Raw genomic sequence first — 14,750 nt, forward strand, 5'->3', positions numbered from 1 at the left:
GTCATGCAGGAGGGATCTCCCAAGCCGAGCGCCGATAATCCGATCGGCCGCATCCTGATCGCCGCGATGGTGACGGGGTTCATCGCGCTGATCATGGCGGCGATCGCGGCGGGCTATGCCATTCGCCAGACCAATCGGCATGGCGACTGGGTGGTCCACACCTATCAGGTCGAAAGCGTCCTGACCGAGGTGCGCCGCCTGGCCGAACAGAAGGAAACCGCGCGGCGCGGCTATATGCTGGCGGGAACGCCCGCCTTTCTGGCCAGCTTCGACCAGGCGCATGACCAGCTGATTCCGCGCCTGGCCGACCTCAAGCGCCTGACCGCCGACAACCCCGCCCAGGCGATCCCGATGCGCGCAGTCGAACGCCGCCTGGCCGAGCTGGACGCCGCCCAGCGTGCGACCAACACGCTGGTCCAGGACGGGCTGGGGGCCGAAGCGCTGCGCCATTTCCGCGCCGACAGCGGGTTGCAGCGGATGCAGAAGCTGCGCGTGATGTTCAACCGGATGGGCCATGAGGAGCGGCGCCTGCTCCGCCTGCGCGATGGCGAACAGACCGCCAGCCGCCGCCTGTTCTCGGCCGTGGTCGGTGTCGCGGGGCTGTTGCTGGTGCTGGTCGCGGCCGTCTCGTTCCTGACCGTGCGCCGCTATACCCGCGACCTGACCCGGTCGCGCGCCGAGCTGGCCGACCTCAACGCCACGCTGGAGGAACAGGTCAAGGAACGCACCGCCGACCTGGCGCTGGCGAACGAGGAAATCCAGCGCTTCGCCTATATCGTCAGCCACGACCTGCGCTCGCCGCTGGTGAACGTGATGGGCTTCACCGCCGAGCTGTCCGCCGCCACCCAGCCGCTGGCCGCGCTGATCGACCGCGCCGAGGCGGAGGCGCCGCAGATCGTGACCGAGGAAGCCCGCCTCGCCGCGCGCGAGGATCTGCCCGAGGCGATCGGCTTCATCCGTACCTCGACCGCCAAGATGGACCGGCTGATCAACGCCATCCTGAAGCTCAGCCGCGAAGGACGCCGGGTCCTCGCGCCCGAGATGATCGCGCTCGACCAGTTGGCCGAACAGATCACCGACTCGATCCGCCATGTGATCGACGATCGCGGCGTCACCGTCACCATCGCGCGGCCGATGCCGGTGGTGGTCAGCGACCGGATCGCGCTGGAGCAGATCCTGTCCAACCTGATCGAGAACGCGACCAAATACCGCCACCCGACCCGCCCCGCCGAGGTGCATGTCTCCGCCGAGGAGACGCGCGGCCGGGTGATCGTCGTGGTGCGCGACAATGGGCGCGGCATCGACCCGCGCGATCACCAGCGCATCTTCGACCTGTTCCGCCGCTCGGGCCAGCAGGACCAGCCGGGCGAGGGCATCGGCCTGGCCCATGTCCGCGCGCTCGCCTATCGCCTGGGCGGTACGATTTCCGTCGAATCTCAACTGGGTGAAGGCGCGACCTTCTTCCTGTCGCTACCAGCCACCCTTTCCATCGAAAGCGCCTGAATGAACGACCATCGCTCTGTCGGCATCGTCATGATCGAGGACGACGAAGGCCATGCCCGCCTGATCGAGAAGAATATCCGCCGCGCGGGCATTCTGAACGACATCCGCCATTATACCGACGGCACCAGCGCGCTCGACTATCTGTTCAACGCGCCCGACGGCCCGGCGAAGAACGGCCCGGCGCTGGTCCTGCTCGACCTGAACCTGCCCGACATGAGCGGCACCGACATCCTGGCCAAGATCAAGGCGGAAAACAGCCCGCTCAAGCGCACCCCGGTCGTCGTGCTGACCACCACCGACGACAAGGTCGAGATCCAGCGCTGCTACGACCTGGGCTGCAACGTCTATATCACCAAGCCGGTGAATTATGAGAATTTCGCCCAGGCGATCCGCCAGCTGGGCCTGTTCCTGTCGGTGATCCAGGTGCCCGAGGTCGAGGGCTGATCGCCCGCTTGCCCATGACGACCGGCGGCCCGCCCCGCATCCTCTATATCGACGACGACGATGCGCTGCGTCGGCTGGTGTCGCGCGCGCTCGGGCGGCATGGCTATGCGGTGTCGTGCGCGGCATCGGGGGACGAGGGCGTCGCGCTGGCGGCGGCGGGCGATTTCGATCTGGTCGCGGTCGACCATTATATGCCCGGCATGGACGGGCTGGAGACGCTGGCCGCGATCACCGCGCTGCCCGATCCGCCGCCGGTCGTCTATGTGACGGGCTCGGACGAGGGGCGGATCGCGGTCGCCGCGTTGAAGGCCGGGGCGGCCGACTATGTGGTGAAGACGGTCGGCGAGGATTTCTTCGCGCTGCTCGCCGCCAGCTTCGCGCAGGTGCTCGACCGCACCCGGCTGGAACGCGCCAAGGCCGTGGCCGAGGCCGAACTCCGCGCTTCCAATGCCCGGCTGGAGGCGATGCTAAGCGAGGTCAATCACCGCGTCGCCAATTCGTTGCAGCTGGTGTCCGCGATGATCGGGTTGCAGAAGGGCAGCCTGACGGATGCGCAGGCGCGCGAGGCGCTGGAGGATACGCAGCGCCGCATCCGGGCGATCGCGCAGGTGCATCGGCGGCTCTATACCGCCAATGATGTCGATCAGGTCGACCTGCGCGACTATCTGGGCGCGCTGGTCGAGGAACTGGGCGAAAGCTGGTCGCATCATAGCTGCCCGCGCACTTTGACCCTGTCCGCCGAGCCGATCCGGGTGAAGACCGACCGCGCGGTGTCGATCGGGGTGATCGTGACCGAGCTGGTCACCAATGCCTGCAAATATGCCTATCCCGACCGCGCGGGCGAGGTGCGCATCTTCCTGAGCCGCGTCGAGCAGGGCTGCGAACTGGTGGTCGAGGATGACGGCTGCGGCATGGCGGTGGACCAGAAGCCGCAGGGCACCGGGCTGGGCGCCAAGCTGATCCGCGCGATGGCGCAGAGCCTGCAGACGACACTGGATTACGACCTGAACCATGCCGGGGTCCGGGCGGTGTTGCGGATGGCGGTCTAGCGGGTCCGGCCCTTGGCCTTCGACGTCGCTCGGGCTGAACGGAGATTGGATTTCACCGCACCTGTTCCCCCGCCCCGTTCAGCCTGAGCGCAGTCGAAGGCCACGCTCCCCCTCCCCCAATCCGCCGCCAACCCCAGTGCGCGCCGCCCGGTTCAGGGCTTGCGGAACTTGTAGACGAACTGGTCGGTGCGTCCGCGAATGGCGGGGTCGAAGACGTTCTTGCTATGGTCGTCCTCGGGGTTGCGCAGGACGCGGCTCTCGCCGACGAAGCGGAAGCCGACCGACTGGACCTGGCGCTTCACATAGTCGGGGTCGATCCGGTGCGTCGTGTTGGTGTCGGCCAGCCCCTTGCCCACCGTATCGGCGTGATCGATGATGACATAGGTCCCGCCCGACTTGAGCAGCTTGAACACCGCCTGGTCGAAGGCGCGCAGCGCAGGCTCGCCCGCATCCTTGTTGGCGACGTCATGGTAATTCTGGACGGTCCAGAACAAATCGACCGGCTTGTCCGAAGCGGGGATGTTCACCGCCTGCACCTGCACGGTGGCGTTGGGCAGGTTCAGCGCCTGGATCGCGCCCAGCGACTTTTCGGCATAGCGCTGCGCGGCGGCGGGCCAATAGGCATAGACATGCCCCTTCGGCCCGACGATGCCCGACAGGATACGGGTCCAATAGCCCTTGCCCGGCAGGTAATCGATCACCGTGTCGCCCGGCTTCACGCCCGAGAAAGCGAGAACGGCGGCCGCCTGGCGCCGCGCATCGTCGCCCGCCTGCTCGGCCCGCGCCGGATCGGCGAGCGCGGCGGTGATGTAGGCCGGGACGGCGGCAGGCTTGGCGGACGCGCCAGGCTTTTGCTGCGCCACCGCGACGGTCGTCCCCGCCGCCAGCATCAGTCCCAGTGCGATCGCCTTCATGCCTGCTCTCTCCTATGTTCTGATGCCGTCATCCCCCACCGCCGTTCAGGCTGAGCGTAGTCGAAGCCCAAGGGATTCGCGTGGCCTTCGACTTCGCTCAGGCTGAACGGAGCGGGGGAATGGATAGTCCCGCTTACACGTCCAGATTCGCCACGTTCAGGGCATTGTCCTGAATGAACTCGCGCCGGGGTTCGACCACTTCGCCCATCAACCGGCTGAACACCTCGTCCGCCGCCGCGACATCGTCCGAGGTCACGCGCAGCATCGAGCGGACGGCGGGGTCGAGCGTGGTTTCCCACAGCTGCTCGGCATTCATCTCGCCCAGCCCCTTGTAGCGCTGGATCGCCAGGCCCTTGCGGCCCGAGGTGAGGATCGCGTCGAGCAACTGGCTGGGCCGCGCCACGCGGGTCTCGCCGCGCGCCAGGGTGGTGCTGTGGCCCTCTTCGTCGGTCGGCACGACATCGGCCGAGGGCTCGGTCGCGGCGCTGCGCAGCGGCACCAGCTTGCCCGCCTGGGCGAAGCTCTCGGCCTGTTCGGCGGCCAGGCTGTGGAGCTTGCGCGCCTCGGCCGAGGCGATGAAGCTGGCCTCGACGATGTGGTGATCGGTCACGCCGCGCCACAGCCGCTCGAAATGGACGCCGCCATCCTCGGTCAGCCGCGCCGACCAGCGCGCCTCATGATCGCCCGACTCCAGACGGCGCGTGGTTTCGACCACCGTCGCCATGCGCTGCTCGCGGGTCAGCACGGGGTCGAGCGCACCCGCCAGTGCCAGCACCTCGATGATCGCGGCGTCATAGCGGCGCGGCACGTAGCGCATCAGGGTACGCATCCGCCGCGCATGATCGACCAGCGCCTTCAGGTCGTTGCCCGACCGCGCGCCACCCGGCCCCTCCAGCACCATGGTCGAAACGCCCGCCTCGACCAGATATTCGTCGAGCGCGGTGTCGTCCTTGAGGTACACCTCGGACCGCCCCTTGGTCGCCTTATAGAGCGGCGGCTGGGCGATATAGAGATGCCCGCGCTCGATCAGTTCGGGCATCTGGCGGTAGAAGAAGGTCAGCAGCAGCGTGCGGATATGCGCGCCGTCGACGTCTGCGTCGGTCATGATGACGATCTTGTGGTAACGCAGCTTGTCCGCGTTGAAATCGTCGCGGCCGATGCCGGTGCCCATCGCCTGAATGAGCGTGCCGATCTCCTTGGACGAGATCATGCGGTCGAACCGCGCACGCTCGGTGTTCAGGATCTTGCCGCGCAAGGGCAGGATCGCCTGGAAATGGCGGTTGCGCCCCTGCTTGGCCGAACCGCCGGCCGAGTCACCCTCGACCAGGAAGAGTTCGGACTTGGCGGGATCGCGCTCCTGGCAATCGGCCAGCTTGCCGGGCAGCGAGGCGATATCCATCACGCCCTTGCGCCGGGTCAGCTCGCGGGCGCGCTTGGCGGCTTCGCGCGCGGCGGCGGCGTCGATGATCTTGGCGACGATCGCGCGGGCGTTCTGCGGATTTTCCTCCAGCCAGTCGGCCAGCTTGTCGGCGATCAGCGCCTCCAGCGGCTGGCGGACCTCGGACGAGACCAGCTTGTCCTTGGTCTGGCTGCTGAACTTCGGATCGGGCAGCTTGACCGAGACGATTGCGGTCAGGCCTTCGCGCATGTCGTCGCCGGTCAGCGTGACCTTCTCCTTCTTCAGAAGGCCCGACTTGTCGGCATAATTGTTGAGCGTGCGGGTCAGCGCCGCGCGGAACGCCGCGATATGCGTGCCGCCGTCGCGCTGGGGGATGTTGTTGGTGAAGGCGAGGACGTTCTCGTAATAGCTGTCGTTCCACTCCAGCGCGACGTCCATGCCGATCGCATCGCGCTGTCCATGGATGGCGATGGGTTCAGGGAAGAGCGGCGACTTGGAGCGATCCAGCCACTTCACGAAGGCGGCGATGCCACCCTCATAGTATAGCTCGACGGTCTTAGGCTCGTCATGGCGCGCATCGGTCAGGAACAGGCGGACGCCCGAATTCAAGAATGCCAGCTCGCGATAGCGGTGCTCCAGCTTGTCGAAGTCGAACTCGGTGATCTTGAAGGTGGAAGGGGAAGGCAGGAAGGTGACGCGGGTGCCCTTCTGCCCCGGCTCGGCCTTGCCGACGACCTTGAGCGGCGCGACCGCATCGCCGTGCGCGAAGCGCATATAATGCTCCTCGCCGTCGCGCCAGATGGTCAGGTCGAGGAACTCGGACAGCGCATTGACCACCGACACGCCGACGCCGTGCAGGCCGCCCGACACCTTATAGGCATTGTCGTCCGACGTGTTCTCGAACTTGCCGCCCGCATGGAGCTGGGTCATGATGACCTCGGCCGCCGAGACGCCCTCTTCGGGGTGGATGCCGGTCGGGATGCCGCGGCCATTGTCGGTGACGCTGACCGAGCCGTCGGCATTCAGCTGGATGTCGATGCGGTCGCAATGCCCCGCCAGTGCTTCGTCGATCGCATTGTCGCTGACCTCGAACACCATATGGTGCAGGCCCGAACCGTCGTCGGTGTCGCCGATATACATGCCCGGCCGCTTGCGCACCGCGTCGAGGCCCTTCAGCACCTTGATCGAGGAGGCGCCGTACTCATTCGTCTGGGGGGTATCTGCCATAGCGAGTATATAGGAATTCCGGCCCCCAAGGGGAAGCGAAATGGGAGGCGGCGGGCCCCTTTCGCGCACCCCCGCACGCCGCCGGTCCGGGGGCGTGGAAACCGCCCGGCTGACGGGAATGTCACGCCCCGGTCGGGAGCGAGCAAGCCGCTCGCGCGTAGAATCCCCGCATCATCCGATGGGAGAGATATGATGACCGGCAGAACCCTGTTCCTGGCGACGCTGTCGACGGCCATGGCCGCGCTGCCCGTCGCGGCCCGGCCGATGGGCCGCGACTATCCCGGCTGCGACCTGGCGCAGCAACACCGCCTGCGCGCGCCCACCGGCGGCAAGAGCCGCGATCCGCGCCAGGCGCATGTCGCGATGCGCGCCAATATCCTGGAGGCGGACATCGGCAATGCCCGCAAGGCGCGCCGTCTGTCGCAGGCCGAGGCGCAGGCCCTGTGGCACGATGTCGAGCAGGTTCGCCGCGACGCCGATCGCTTCGTGGCCCGACAGGGGTTCCTGAGCGCGGGCGAGACGGCGAGTCACGACCGCGCGCTCGACAGGGTGGCGGTGAGACTGTGCCAGTGAGGTGATGGGCTCTGCGAGACACCTTTGCCCTCCCCCATCCCCTCCCGCTTGCGGGAGGGGTGCGTTGCCGGGCGACGTCCGGTACACGCCGATAGTAGCCCTGCCGTTGAACCGGAGCATGCCCCTCCCGCCAGCGGGAGGGGATAGGGGAGAGTTGAGAGACTCCGGCAAATTTGCGGCGGATCGACATTAAGAATCGCTTCTTCCCCTCTCCCCTGGACAGGGGAGAGGGTTAGCGGAGCTTGCCAGCCTGCTGGCTAGCGCAGCTTGGGTGAGGGGTTGAGCGAGCCCAAAGGCTCGCGCGCTCGCCAAGCGAGCGCCCACCCCTCACCCAGCTCCGACTAAGCCTTTGCTTTCGCAAAGGCCAAGTCTGCGCAACCCTCTCCCCTCTGCGAGGGGCGAGGGAAGGAAAGGCAATCCTGAATGCCGCCCCCTAGAAAACGACCCGCGTCGCCTCGCCCGGCACATCGGCGAAGAGCGCGGGCTCGGTCCCGGTCATCCATACCTGCCCCCGCCCGGCCAGCCGCTCGAACAGCGCGGCGCGGCGGGACGGGTCGAGATGCGCCGCCACCTCGTCGAGCAGCAGCACCGGCGGCACCCCGCGCCGCTCGGTGACGAGGTCGGCATGCGCCAGCACGATGCCCAGCAGCAGCGCCTTCTGCTCGCCGGTCGAACACAGCGCCGCCGCCTGTCCCTTCGCCACATGCGTCACCGCCAGGTCAGCGCGGTGCGGTCCCACCAGCGCCCGCCCCGCCGCCGCATCGCGCCTGCGGCCCATCGCCAGCGCATGGGCAAAGGCGGCCGGGTCGACCGCCTCCCCCTCCAGCGCCAGCGCGGCGCGCGCGAACACGCTGTCGGGCACCTCCTCCAGCCGCTGATCGAGCGCCGCAACCGCCGCGACGCGTGCGGCATCGACCGCCGCGCCATGCTCGACCATCCGCGCCTCCAGCGCGCTCAGCCAGTCGGGATCGACCGGACCGTCGCTGGCGAGCAAGCGGTTGCGCTCGCGCATCGCCGCGTCATAGCGGGTCGCGTGCATCCCATGCGCCGGGGCCAGCGCCAGCACCAGCCGGTCGAGGAAGCGCCGCCGCTCCGATGCGGGCTCGACGAACAGCCGGTCCATCGCCGGGGTCAGCCACAGGACCGACAGCCAGTCGGCCAGCGCATTGGCGCTCGTCCCCGCGCCCTGCACCCGCACCACCCGCCGCTCGGGCGAGGAAGCGAGCGCGCCGGTCGCGATCTCGACATCGCCGTTCAGGGTCGCGGCGACCCCGAACCCGCCCTTGCCCCCCTGCCGCGCCATCGCCGACAGCGCCGCACGACGCAGCCCCCGCCCCGGCGCGAGCAGCGACACCGCCTCCAGCACATTGGTCTTGCCCGCGCCATTCTCACCGGTCAGCACGACGAACCCCGCACTGGGGTTCAGCGCGAGGTCGGCATGATTGCGGAAATCGGTGAGGATCAGGCGGGTGAGCATTGCATCCGCCTTAGAAGGTATCGGCCTTCATTACATCCTCCCCTGCAAGGGGAGGGGGACCAGCGAAGCTGGTGGAGGGGTGTCACCCTCTCGATAGCGGGACACCCCTCCGTCAGGCCTACGGCTTGCCACCTCCCCTTGCAGGGGAGGAATAGGGGTGGCTTAGACCCGCATCGGCATCAGCACGTAGAGCGCAGGCGCCTTGTCATTCTCGCGGATCAGGGTCGGCGCGGCGGCATCGGCCAGGTGGACTTCGACCAGATCGCTGTCGATCTGCGCCAGGATGTCGAGGAGGTAGCGGCTGTTGAAGCCGATCTCGAAGCCCGGCGCGGTATATTCGCCCGGCACCTCTTCCGAGGCGGTGCCGTTTTCGGGGCTGGTCACCGACAGGGTGATCCGGTCGCGGTCCAGCGCCATCTTCACCGCGCGGGTCTTTTCGGTCGCGATGGTCGAGACGCGGTCGACGCCCTGCATGAACGCCTTGGGGTCCAGCTTCAGGATCTTGTCGTTGGCGGTCGGGATGACGCGGCTGTAATCGGGGAAGGTGCCGTCGATCAGCTTGGAGGTCAGGATCGCCTGGCCCAGGTCGAAGCGGATCTTGGTGCCCGACAGCGACACGCCGACCGAGCCGTCCACCTCGTCGAGCAGCTTGCGCAGCTCGGCGACGCATTTGCGGGGCACGATCACGTCGGGCATCCCCTCGGCGCCCTGCGGACGCTCGATGGTGACGCGCGCCAGGCGGTGGCCGTCGGTGGCGGCAGCCTTCAGCACGGGTGCGCCGTTATCCTCGGCGACGTGCAGGAAGATGCCGTTCAGATAATAGCGCGTCTCTTCGGTCGAGATGGCGAAGCGGGTCTTGTCGATGATCTGCTTGAGGAGTTCGACCGAAAGCTCGAACTGGGTGGGCAGCTCGCCCTCGGCGATGACCGGGAAGTCGTCGCGCGGCAGGGTGCCCAGCGAGAAGCGCGCGCGGCCCGCCACGATGGTCATGCGCCCTTCGGCGGCGGTCAGCTGGACCTGCGCGCCCTCGGGCAGCTTGCGCGCGATGTCGAACAGCGTGTGCGCCGACACGGTGGTCGAACCCGGCTGGTCGACGGCGGCGGCGACGCTGTCGTTGATCTGGAGGTCGAGGTCGGTCGCCATCATGCGCAGCTGGCCCTCGGCCGTCGCCTCCAGCAGCACGTTGGAGAGGATCGGAATCGTGTTCCGCCGCTCCACCACGGACTGGACATGGCTCAATCCCTTGAGCAGCGTTGCGCGTTCGATCGTCGCCTTCATCTCGAAATCCCCCGCCGGAACGACCGCATGGTCCGATTCCGATAGTGATAAATGGCCTTGGTTCCTACCCGCGAAGAAGGGGCCGGAGCAAGGCTCCGACCCCTCCAACATTGGGGTAAAACCACCGTTAATGTGGAAAACCCGCGATCCTTTAGAAACGCAGGCCCAGGCCGGCCATCAACTGGTGGCGGTTCGGATTGATGCCGACGCCGTCCAGCTCGTCATAATGCGAGTAGCGATATTCGCCCTTCACGAAGGTGTTCGGGCTGATCGCATATTCCAGGCCCGCGCCCAGGCGATAGCCGCCGACTTCCTGCGAATTGACGGTGGTGACGCCCGCCGTGGTGTAGCGCGCATCGAACTTGGCGTTGGTGTAACCGGCCTTCAGATAGCCCAGCGCGACCGGCGAGATCACATAGCCGACGCGCGCACCGGCATAGAGATCGCGTCCCGCGCCCAGGCGGAATTCGTCGCCCGCGACGCGGATGCCGTTGCTGCGCGTATCCGAGCTGCTGCCCGAAATCTCGCCCTCGGCACCCAGGATCACCGGGCCCGCCGGAATGTCATAGCCGATGCCGGCGCCGTAAAGCACGCCGTCGCTCGAACTCTTGTCCTGTCCCTGGCGGTCGTTCAGGCTGTCATAGCCGATCAGCCCCTCGACGCGGAAACCCGTGAAGGGCTGCGCGGTCTGGGCGGCGGCGGGGGCCGCGGCGGCGATGGCGGCCGAGGTCGCCAGGGCGGCGAGCATGAGCTTACGCATAACTTACTCCGTTACTGTACAGGCCGCCGTTACAGGTGGCGGTCGCACGCTCAATGACGGGAAACCGCCTGCGTTGCATGAACCTCAGCTAAACAGGAAAAAGCGTTGCATACGCGCAACAGCCACGACAGGGATGCGGCCATGGCGACCCCCGATGCCCTGCCCGCCCGACGCGGCCGCGACTATATTGCCCGGCATGGCGAAACCGTGTTCAACCGGATCGGACGCATCCAGGGCGACCGGGTCGACCTGCACACCCCGCTGACCCGCAAGGGCTTTGCCCAGGCCGAGGCGATCGGCACGATACTGCGCGAACGGCTGGGCGAAGGTCTCGTGGGCGAAGGTCCCGCGCTGACCCTCTGGTCCTCGCCCGCCGGCCGCGCGTTGCAGACGCTGGCGGTCATCGCCGAGCATCTGGGGCTGGACTGGCACCGGACGCATCAGGATGTCCGGCTGATCGAACTGGGGTTCGGCAGCTGGGGCGGCCGCACCCTGGCCGAGCTGACCGCAACCCATGGCCCCGTCGTCCATCCGCATGGCATGGCGGTGGCCGCCCCCGATGGCGAGACCTATGCGGCGATGGCCGAGCGGCTGGGGCGATGGATGGCCGATACGCAGGACCATGACGGCGATCGCCTGATCCTGATGCACGGCCTGTCCAGTCGGGTGCTGCGCGGGCTGCTGCTGGGCCTGGCCAACGACACGCATTGCGGCGTGCCGGTCGCCGAGCGCCTGCCGCAGGGGTCGATCGTGATGATCGAGCGGGGGCGCGAGACGCTGGTCCACCGGCCTTCGGCATGAGACGGCTGGCGCTGATCCTGCTGCTCGCCGCCGCGCCCGCCTCCGCGCGCGAGACGATCGGCATCTACAAGGGCTGGGGCGCGTTTCGCGATCCGGGCCGCTGCTATGCCATCGCCCGGCCGGTGCTGGCCAACGGGCGGACGGGGGGTTTCGCCAGCGTCGGCACCTGGCCCGCCAAGCGCCTCCGCGCCTCCTTCGCGCTGCGCCTCAGCCTGCCGCGCGACCGCGAGACGCCGGTGACGCTGTCGATCGGCGAGCGGCGCTTTCCGCTGGTCGGCACCGACCGGCTGCTCTGGGCGCCCGATGCCGCGACCGACCATGCGCTGGTCATGGCGATGCGGTCGGGGCGCAGCATGAGCGTCTCGGCGGTCGATCCCGGCCGCCGCCCCTTTGCCGACACCTATGCGCTGGCGGGCGCGGCGGCGGCGATCGATGCCGCGACTCTGTCCTGCGTGATGCGTCCTTAGCCATCCATCGGGCGCGTCCTCGTACCAGTGGAAATGGATGCGATTTTGCGCTATGGCCACGCGATGCAGACAGTTTCGGCCGCCCCCATGCCCATCCCCGGGCACATCGATCCCGTGCCCGTGCCGCGCGGCGTGCAACCGCGCCCCGATGGCCGAGTCGACCTGATCGGGCTGACCAAGGACCAGTTGCGCGAGGCGCTGCTGTCCGGCGGCATGGAACTGAAACAGGCCAAGCTGCGCTCCAAGCAGATCTGGCACTGGCTCTACAATCGCGGCGCGACCCGCTTCGCCGACATGACCGACATCGCCAAGGCGCAGCATCCCTGGCTGGAGGAACGCTTCGTCATCGGCCGTCCCGACGTGGTCGAGGCGCAGGTGTCGAGCGACGGCACGCGCAAATGGCTGCTCCGTTCGCCCGACGGGCAGGATTACGAGATGGTGTTCATCCCCGACGCGGATCGGGGTACGCTGTGCGTGTCGAGCCAGGTCGGCTGCACGCTGAACTGCCGTTTCTGTCACACCGGCACGATGCGCCTGGTGCGCAACCTGACCGCGGGCGAGATCGTCGGGCAGGTGATGCTGGCGCGCGACTCGCTGGGCGAATGGCCCAGCCAGCCCGAGGGGCGGATGCTGACCAACATCGTCATGATGGGCATGGGCGAGCCGCTCTATAATTTCGATGCGGTACGCGATGCGCTGAAGCTGGTGATGGATGGCGACGGTCTCGCGCTCTCCAAGCGTCGCATCACCCTGTCGACCAGCGGCGTCGTCCCGATGATGGCGCGCGCGGGCGAAGAGATCGGCGTGAACCTGGCCGTCTCGCTCCACGCCGTGACCAAGGACGTGCGCGACGAGATCGTGCCGCTGAACAAGAAATACGGCATCGAGGAACTGCTTCAGGCGTGTGCCGACTATCCGGGCGCCAACAACGCCCGGCGTATCACCTTCGAATATGTGATGCTGAAGGACAAGAACGACTCGGACGCCGATGCGCACGAGCTGGTCCGGTTGCTGCGCCACTATAAGCTGCCCGCCAAGGTGAACCTGATCCCGTTCAACCCCTGGCCCGGCGCCGATTACGAATGCTCGACCCCGGAGCGGATCCGCCGCTTCTCCGACATCGTGTTCGAGGGCGGCATCTCGGCGCCGGTGCGCACCCCGCGCGGGCGCGACATCGACGCCGCCTGCGGCCAGCTGAAGACCGCCGCCGAGAAGAAGAGCCGCGCACAGCTCGACCGCGAGGCGGAAGAGAAGTTCGCGGCTTTGGGCTGATCTTTTCCTCCCCTGCAAGGGGAGGTGGCAGGCCGAAGGCCTGACGGAGGGGTGTCCCGCTCTCGATAGGATGACACCCCTCCACCATGCTGCGCATGGTCCCCCTCCCCTTGCAGGGGAGGAATGCTCAAGTGCTTGCCGCCCGCCCTCGGTTGAGGCACGGAAGCCCCGCACCATGCGTTACCCGCCCCGATGATCGACTGGACCTTTCTCGCGCTCGCCGCCGCCGGGGGCTTTGTCGGGGGTGCGATGAATGCGCTGGCGGGCGGGGGCAGTTTCTCGACCATGCCGACGCTGATCGCGCTCGGCCTGCCCTCCACCATCGCCAACGCCACCTCCAACGTCGCGCTGCAACCCGCCGCGATGGCCAGCGTCTGGGCCTATCGCCACGGGCTGGAGCCGGTGATGGGCGTGTCGATGCGCCGGATGGCGGCGATCACCTTCTGCTTCGCGCTGCTGGGCAGCGTGTTGCTGTTCCTGACGCCGCCGCGCGCCTTCGACCTGATCGTGCCCTGGCTGTTGCTGACCGCGACGATCGCCATCGCCGCCGGGCGCCATGCCTCGGACTGGCTGGCGCGGATCGCCCGGCCCGGCCCCCGCGCGCTGATCGGTGCGCAGGCGGTGCTGGGCGTTTATGGCGGCTATTTCGGCGGCGGCATCGGCATGATGCTGACCGCCGCCTGGGGCTTGTTGTCGGGCCGCAACCCGGCGCAACTGGCCGCGCCGCGCACGCTGATGCTGGCGACCGCCAACGCGGCCGCCACGCTGGTGTTCGTCGTCACCGGCATGGTCGCCTGGGCCCAGTGCCTGCCGATGCTGGCGGGCGGGATAGCGGGCGGGTGGAGCGGTGCGCTGATCGGGCGCAAGCTGCCCCCCGGCCTGATCCGTGGCTGGACCCTGCTCCTGACGACGGTGACGACGGCGGTGTTCTTCTGGCGCGGCTATGCCTGACCGGCTTTGAGCAGCGGCATGGCGGGCATCGACTCCATCTCCGCCACCAGCGCCCGCATCGCGGCCTCCTCCTTGCGGAGCCACTGCGCGATCTCGAAGCGCAGCTCGGCGGTGGCGTGGCGATAGCCGACCCAGTCCTTGACGATCGCCTCGATCGGCCAGCGCGATACGAAGCCCGAGATGCGCTGGCGATAGGCGGGGACATGCGCCTGCAAGGCCAGCCAGCCAGCGCCGCCGGGCGTATGGGCCAGCCGCTCGGCGACGGGCAGCGCCGTGCCGGTCAGCCAGGTCGCACGCTGGCGACTGACATTGGAGATCAGCCAGCGGTTGCGACTCAGCGCAACGGGATCGGGCGCGGACGCGCCGCACAGGGCGCGATGTTGGGTCATGACGCGCGTCAACTCTTCGCGCATGTGCAGCCATTCGGACAGCATAAGGGGTGCCTCGACACAATCGGGACCGCATGGCGCCCTGCCCTGGTCGAGCCCCACCCCGGCCCGGACCGCCGCAAGGAACATGCGGTGAGAAATAGAGTTCGCGCCAGGATCGACCCACCCCCGGCCATCCCGCGCCATCGCACCAGCATATTATCGAATCATCACATGCCTCCCATTGGGCAGGCATTTTGGGCTCTA

At 67.9% G+C, this 14,750-nt stretch carries 14 protein-coding genes; 8 read left to right on the plus strand and 6 right to left on the minus strand.

Annotation, left to right across the window (positions count from 1 at the left end; translation table 11 throughout):
• The first annotated feature begins 3 nt into the window (after nucleotides 1-3).
• Genes QE385_RS09210 through QE385_RS09220 form a run of 3 tightly spaced genes read left to right on the plus strand, consistent with a single transcriptional unit; the run spans nucleotide 4 to nucleotide 2,996 of the window.
• Nucleotides 4-1,503 (plus strand): ATP-binding protein, encoded by a 1,500-nt coding sequence (locus QE385_RS09210; protein ID WP_307101126.1) that lies wholly within the window; start codon nucleotides 4-6, stop codon nucleotides 1,501-1,503.
• The gene (locus QE385_RS09215) at nucleotides 1,504-1,947 is read left to right on the plus strand and encodes a response regulator (RefSeq protein WP_307101128.1); all 444 of its coding nucleotides are present in this window, start codon (nucleotides 1,504-1,506) and stop codon (nucleotides 1,945-1,947) included.
• A gap of 14 nt (nucleotides 1,948-1,961) precedes the next feature.
• Nucleotides 1,962-2,996, plus strand: coding sequence for a sensor histidine kinase (locus tag QE385_RS09220; protein WP_307101129.1), 1,035 nt, complete (start codon nucleotides 1,962-1,964; stop codon nucleotides 2,994-2,996).
• Nucleotides 2,997-3,148: 152 nt separating this feature from the next.
• On the opposite strand, the gene QE385_RS09225 is transcribed toward QE385_RS09220, so the two are convergent.
• Together QE385_RS09225 and gyrB are read right to left on the minus strand one after the other, a co-directional pair.
• Complete coding sequence (locus tag QE385_RS09225; protein WP_307101131.1) at nucleotides 3,149-3,910, minus strand: class I SAM-dependent methyltransferase; 762 nt, start codon at nucleotides 3,908-3,910, stop codon at nucleotides 3,149-3,151.
• A 133-nt stretch (nucleotides 3,911-4,043) separates the two neighbouring features.
• Nucleotides 4,044-6,536: a DNA topoisomerase (ATP-hydrolyzing) subunit B gene (gene gyrB, locus QE385_RS09230; RefSeq protein ID WP_307101133.1), complete on the minus strand. Its 2,493-nt coding sequence runs from the start codon at nucleotides 6,534-6,536 to the stop codon at nucleotides 4,044-4,046.
• A gap of 189 nt (nucleotides 6,537-6,725) precedes the next feature.
• Here gyrB and QE385_RS09235 point away from each other — a divergent pair, with 189 nt between their 5' ends.
• Nucleotides 6,726-7,109, plus strand: a complete 384-nt coding sequence (locus QE385_RS09235; protein ID WP_307101134.1) for a hypothetical protein — start codon at nucleotides 6,726-6,728, stop codon at nucleotides 7,107-7,109.
• A gap of 433 nt (nucleotides 7,110-7,542) precedes the next feature.
• Here the strand turns inward: QE385_RS09235 and recF are convergent, their stop codons facing one another.
• The 3 genes from recF to QE385_RS09250 all read right to left on the minus strand — a co-directional run bounded on the left by recF (nucleotide 7,543) and on the right by QE385_RS09250 (nucleotide 10,624).
• Complete coding sequence (gene recF / locus QE385_RS09240; protein WP_307101137.1) at nucleotides 7,543-8,586, minus strand: DNA replication/repair protein RecF; 1,044 nt, start codon at nucleotides 8,584-8,586, stop codon at nucleotides 7,543-7,545.
• Between the two features lie 162 nt (nucleotides 8,587-8,748).
• Nucleotides 8,749-9,864, minus strand: a complete 1,116-nt coding sequence (gene dnaN, locus QE385_RS09245) for a DNA polymerase III subunit beta (protein WP_307101139.1) — start codon at nucleotides 9,862-9,864, stop codon at nucleotides 8,749-8,751.
• 151 nt (nucleotides 9,865-10,015) lie between these two features.
• Entirely contained in the window at nucleotides 10,016-10,624 is a 609-nt protein-coding gene (locus tag QE385_RS09250) for an outer membrane protein (protein ID WP_307101141.1), read from the minus strand.
• A 141-nt stretch (nucleotides 10,625-10,765) separates the two neighbouring features.
• Between QE385_RS09250 and QE385_RS09255 the strand changes: the two genes are divergently transcribed.
• The 4 genes from QE385_RS09255 (at nucleotide 10,766) to QE385_RS09270 (ending at nucleotide 14,115) form a co-directional block, all read left to right on the plus strand.
• Entirely contained in the window at nucleotides 10,766-11,425 is a 660-nt protein-coding gene (locus QE385_RS09255) for a histidine phosphatase family protein (protein ID WP_307101143.1), read from the plus strand.
• Nucleotides 11,422-11,892, plus strand: coding sequence for a hypothetical protein (locus tag QE385_RS09260; RefSeq protein WP_307101144.1), 471 nt, complete (start codon nucleotides 11,422-11,424; stop codon nucleotides 11,890-11,892). Before QE385_RS09255 ends, QE385_RS09260 begins: the two co-directional genes overlap by 4 nt.
• A gap of 87 nt (nucleotides 11,893-11,979) precedes the next feature.
• Nucleotides 11,980-13,164, plus strand: coding sequence for a 23S rRNA (adenine(2503)-C(2))-methyltransferase RlmN (gene rlmN / locus QE385_RS09265; RefSeq protein ID WP_307101146.1), 1,185 nt, complete (start codon nucleotides 11,980-11,982; stop codon nucleotides 13,162-13,164).
• Between the two features lie 192 nt (nucleotides 13,165-13,356).
• Entirely contained in the window at nucleotides 13,357-14,115 is a 759-nt protein-coding gene (locus tag QE385_RS09270) for a sulfite exporter TauE/SafE family protein (RefSeq protein WP_307101148.1), read from the plus strand.
• Here the strand turns inward: QE385_RS09270 and QE385_RS09275 are convergent.
• Entirely contained in the window at nucleotides 14,106-14,549 is a 444-nt protein-coding gene (locus QE385_RS09275; protein ID WP_307101150.1) for a hypothetical protein, read from the minus strand. The two genes, QE385_RS09270 and QE385_RS09275, sit on opposite strands and share 10 nt — an antisense overlap.
• Nucleotides 14,550-14,750: the final 201 nt, after the last annotated feature.

The organism is Sphingomonas sp. SORGH_AS_0950 (genome assembly GCF_030818415.1).
Taxonomy (GTDB): Bacteria; Pseudomonadota; Alphaproteobacteria; order Sphingomonadales; family Sphingomonadaceae; genus Sphingomonas.

Excerpts from the sequence above, each read along its gene's own strand:
- QE385_RS09210 (WP_307101126.1), top strand. The coding sequence starts at position 4 with ATGCAGGAGGGATCTCCCAAGCCGAGCGCCGATAATCCGATCGGCCGC.
- QE385_RS09215 (WP_307101128.1), top strand. The coding sequence starts at position 1,504 with ATGAACGACCATCGCTCTGTCGGCATCGTCATGATCGAGGACGACGAA.
- QE385_RS09220 (WP_307101129.1), top strand. The coding sequence starts at position 1,962 with ATGACGACCGGCGGCCCGCCCCGCATCCTCTATATCGACGACGACGAT.
- QE385_RS09225 (WP_307101131.1), bottom strand. The coding sequence starts at position 3,910 with ATGAAGGCGATCGCACTGGGACTGATGCTGGCGGCGGGGACGACCGTC.
- gyrB (WP_307101133.1), bottom strand. The coding sequence starts at position 6,536 with ATGGCAGATACCCCCCAGACGAATGAGTACGGCGCCTCCTCGATCAAG.
- QE385_RS09235 (WP_307101134.1), top strand. The coding sequence starts at position 6,726 with ATGATGACCGGCAGAACCCTGTTCCTGGCGACGCTGTCGACGGCCATG.
- recF (WP_307101137.1), bottom strand. The coding sequence starts at position 8,586 with ATGCTCACCCGCCTGATCCTCACCGATTTCCGCAATCATGCCGACCTC.
- dnaN (WP_307101139.1), bottom strand. The coding sequence starts at position 9,864 with ATGAAGGCGACGATCGAACGCGCAACGCTGCTCAAGGGATTGAGCCAT.
- QE385_RS09250 (WP_307101141.1), bottom strand. The coding sequence starts at position 10,624 with ATGCGTAAGCTCATGCTCGCCGCCCTGGCGACCTCGGCCGCCATCGCC.
- QE385_RS09255 (WP_307101143.1), top strand. The coding sequence starts at position 10,766 with ATGGCGACCCCCGATGCCCTGCCCGCCCGACGCGGCCGCGACTATATT.
- QE385_RS09260 (WP_307101144.1), top strand. The coding sequence starts at position 11,422 with ATGAGACGGCTGGCGCTGATCCTGCTGCTCGCCGCCGCGCCCGCCTCC.
- rlmN (WP_307101146.1), top strand. The coding sequence starts at position 11,980 with ATGCCCATCCCCGGGCACATCGATCCCGTGCCCGTGCCGCGCGGCGTG.
- QE385_RS09270 (WP_307101148.1), top strand. The coding sequence starts at position 13,357 with ATGATCGACTGGACCTTTCTCGCGCTCGCCGCCGCCGGGGGCTTTGTC.
- QE385_RS09275 (WP_307101150.1), bottom strand. The coding sequence starts at position 14,549 with ATGCTGTCCGAATGGCTGCACATGCGCGAAGAGTTGACGCGCGTCATG.